Source organism: Achromobacter sp. 46006 (assembly GCF_059761975.1).
In genome coordinates, this window is the sequence record NZ_JCBANN010000121.1 from 1 (window position 1) to 3,445 (window position 3,445).

The following is a 3,445-nucleotide window of genomic DNA, read 5'->3' on the forward strand; positions in this document are numbered from 1 at the left end:
CACACCCACTAATGTTCGCCCCGTGCCAGGCGCATATGTGTAAAAGAGACCGCCTCCGGCCCGCGCCCCCCCCGAACCCCGCCCCCGCGCCCTCAGCCGCCCTGGATCGCGGCATCGGCGCGAGCGCGCATGCCGGCCAGCGCCGGCACGGATCATGAAAAAAACCTACGCAGCCTCTTTGCTGGCCGGCGCCTGCGCCGCCAATCCCGCACTCGCCCTGACCAGCGAGCCCGCCATCGAAACCCTGGCCCCGACCATCGTCGAAGGCGAAGGCGCCGACGACTCGCCCAACGGCCCGCTCGACCTGGAACGCATCGACAGCACCGGCAGCCGCCTCGGCCTCAAGCTGAAAGACACCCCCGCCTCCGTCACGGTCATCTCGCGCCGCCAGATCGAGGCGCGCGGCGCGCTCAACACCCAGGACATCGCCCGCGGCATCCCGGGCGTGGACGCGGCCTCGCCGCCCGGCAGCGCCGGCTCGGTCAGTTACCGCGGCTTCAACGGCGGCCAGGTATCGCAACTGTTCAACGGCATCTCGGTGCAGTACGACGCGGTCGCGGCACGGCCGGTGGATAGCTGGATCTACGACCGGGTCGAGGCCATCGGCGGCCCGTCGACCTTCCTGTTCGGGGCCGGCGCGGTCGGCGGCGCCATCAACTACGTCACCAAGCTGGCCGAGCGCGACACGTTCTATGAAGGGCAGTTGCGCCTCGGTTCGTTCGACACGCGCCAGCTATCGGCCGGCATCAACCAGCAACTGGCCGGCTCGCCGGGCGGCCGCGGCCACTACCTGCGCATCGACGCCAACACCACCGCCAGCCACGGCTGGGTCGACGGCGAGCGCTCGAATGCCACCCAGGTGGCGGCCTCGCTGCTGTCCGACCTGGGCGACGACGTCACGCAGACCTGGGCCTTCGAGTACCAGCGCGAACGTGTCGACCGCCCCTACTGGGGCACGCCGCTGACGGTGGGCGCGAACGGCAAGGTGAGCGGCGAAGGCCACATCCGCGGCGGCACGCGCTTCAAGAACTACAACGTCGACGACGGCCTCTACGAGCAGTCGGTGCTGTGGGCCCGTTCGCTGACGGAATGGCGCGCGGCGCCGGGCATCACGTTCAAGAACACGCTGTACTACTACCGCGCCGAACGCGACTTCCGCAACCTGGAGACCTACCGCTACAACGCCGCCAACAGCCGCGTGCAGCGCTCGGGCGCGCTGCTGCAGCGCCACGAGCAGAGCCTGCTCGGCAACCGCGTCGAAGGCCTGGTCGAATCGACGCTTGCCGGCCTGCCCACCAGTTGGTCGTTCGGCGCCGACCTGAGCGTGAACAAGCAGACCCGCTATCCCACCAGCCTGCCGGCCACGGTGGACGCGGTCGATCCGTACGATTTCCAGCCGGGCTATTTCTACGACATCCCCGGCATGACGCGCGGGCACAACCCGGACCGCGACAACCGCATCCGCACCCTCGCCTTCACGCTGGAGAACCGCACGGAAGTGCTGCCCGGCGTGGCCATCGTGTCGGCGCTGCGCAAGGACTTCATCGACCTGGACCTGACCAACCGCCGCGCGGTCACGGCCAGCGCGCCGGCATCGGCCTCGCGCAGCTACTCGCCGACTACCGGACGGCTGGCGCTGAACTGGGCCATCACGCCGCAGGCCTCGCTCTATGCGCAGTACGCCACGGCCGCGGATCCTCCCTCCGGCATCATGGCCACAGCGTCGTTCGCCGACGTGCTCAACAATGACAAACTGACCACTGGCACGCAAAAGGAAGTCGGCGGCAAGTTCGAATTCTGGAACGGCCGCGGTTCGGCCACCATCGCGGCCTACGAGATCACGCGCAAGAACATCTCCACGCCCGACCCGGCCAACCCCGGGGTCAGCGTGCCCGTGGGCCGGCAGTCGGCGCGCGGACTGGAACTGGCCGGCGGCCTGCGCCTGACGCGCACGCTGTCGCTGCAGGCCAATGTGGCCTTCGTCGCCCCCAGGTACGACGATTTCTCGCAGACCATCAACGGCGTGGCCGTGTCGCGCAATGGCAACGTGCCGACCAACACGCCGCGGCGCGTGGCCAACGCCTGGATCGACTACGCCTTCCTGCCGGACTGGAACGCCAGCGTGGCCGCGCGCTACGTCGGCCGCGCCTACGCCGATGCCGCCAACACCGTCTGGGCGCCGTCGTACACCGTGTTCGACGCGGCGCTGTCGCACCGCATCGACCGCCACCTCACCCTCACCGGCCGGGTCCGCAACCTGACCGACAAGGTGTACGCGGCCAACGTCAGCGGCACGCCGATGTTCTACCTGGGTGCGCCGCGCTCGTTCGAACTGACGCTGCAGGCGCGGTACTGAGGCCCCTAATGAGCGCCATCCCCTCCCTCCGCCGCCGGCCCGCGCCCGTGCCATGGTCCACCCGCGCCAAGCGCTGGCTGTACCTGGCGCACCGCTGGGCCGGCATCGTGCTGTGCCTGTTCTTCGCCATGTGGTTCATCTCGGGCGTGGTGATGATGTACGTGGGCTACCCCAAGCTCACGCCGCAGGAACGCATGACGCACCTGGCGCCGCTCGATCCGGCACGCGTCGCCGCCACGCCGGCCCAGGCGCTGGCCGCCGCTGGCGCCAGCGACATGGCGGGCCTGAGCCTGGCCGCGCTGCGCGGCGGCGCGCCGGTCTACCTGGTGCCGATGGGCCGCGGCCGCGCGCCCAAGGTGGTGGATGCCGCCAGCGGCGCGCTGCTGCCGCGCGCCGACGCCGCGGTCGCCACCGCCAGCGCCGCGGCCTGGTTCGGGGGCCAGCATGCCGCGCACTACCAGGGCGAGCTGGACGAGGACGTCTACACCCACTCCGGCGCGCTCGACATCCACCGGCCGCTGCATCGCATCGACCTGGACGATCCCGCCCGCACGCGGCTGTACGTCTCGTCCGCCACCGGCGAAGTGGTGCTGGACGCCACCCGCGGCGAGCGGCTGTGGAACTACGTCGGCGCCTGGATCCACTGGCTGTATCCGTTCCGCGGCAATGTCTTCGATCCGTGGTGGCACGACATCGTCGTCTGGCTTTCGGTGGTCGGCGTGGCCGTGGCGCTGACCGGCACGGTGGTCGGCATCCTGCGCTGGCGCTTCTCGCGCCCCTACGCCAGCGGCAGCCGCTCGCCCTACCGCGAGCACATGATGCGCTGGCACCACCTGGCGGGCCTGATGTTCGCCGGCATCACCCTCACCTGGATCTTCAGCGGACTGATGTCGATGAACCCGTGGAAGGTATTCAGCAGCGGCGCGCCGCCATTGGCGCAACAGGCCTACGCCGGCGGCGCCTATGCCGCCGATGCGCCGCAGGCGCCGCCCGCCGCGTTGATCCGCGCCCTGCCGGCCGCGCCGCGCGAACTGCGCTGGACCCGCGTCGACGGCCGCGACCTGGTGCTGGCCCGCAGCGGCCCGGGCG

General features: G+C 70.7%; 2 protein-coding genes. Both read left to right on the forward strand.

Annotated features, from left to right (window positions below):
• The first annotated feature begins 154 nt into the window (after window positions 1-154).
• Entirely contained in the window at window positions 155-2,356 is a 2,202-nt protein-coding gene (locus AC6LKG_RS26355) for a TonB-dependent receptor (protein ID WP_498169914.1), read from the forward strand.
• Between the two features lie 8 nt (window positions 2,357-2,364).
• On the forward strand, window positions 2,365-3,445 hold a 1,081-nt coding region (locus AC6LKG_RS26360; RefSeq protein WP_498169916.1), incomplete at its 3' end, for a PepSY domain-containing protein.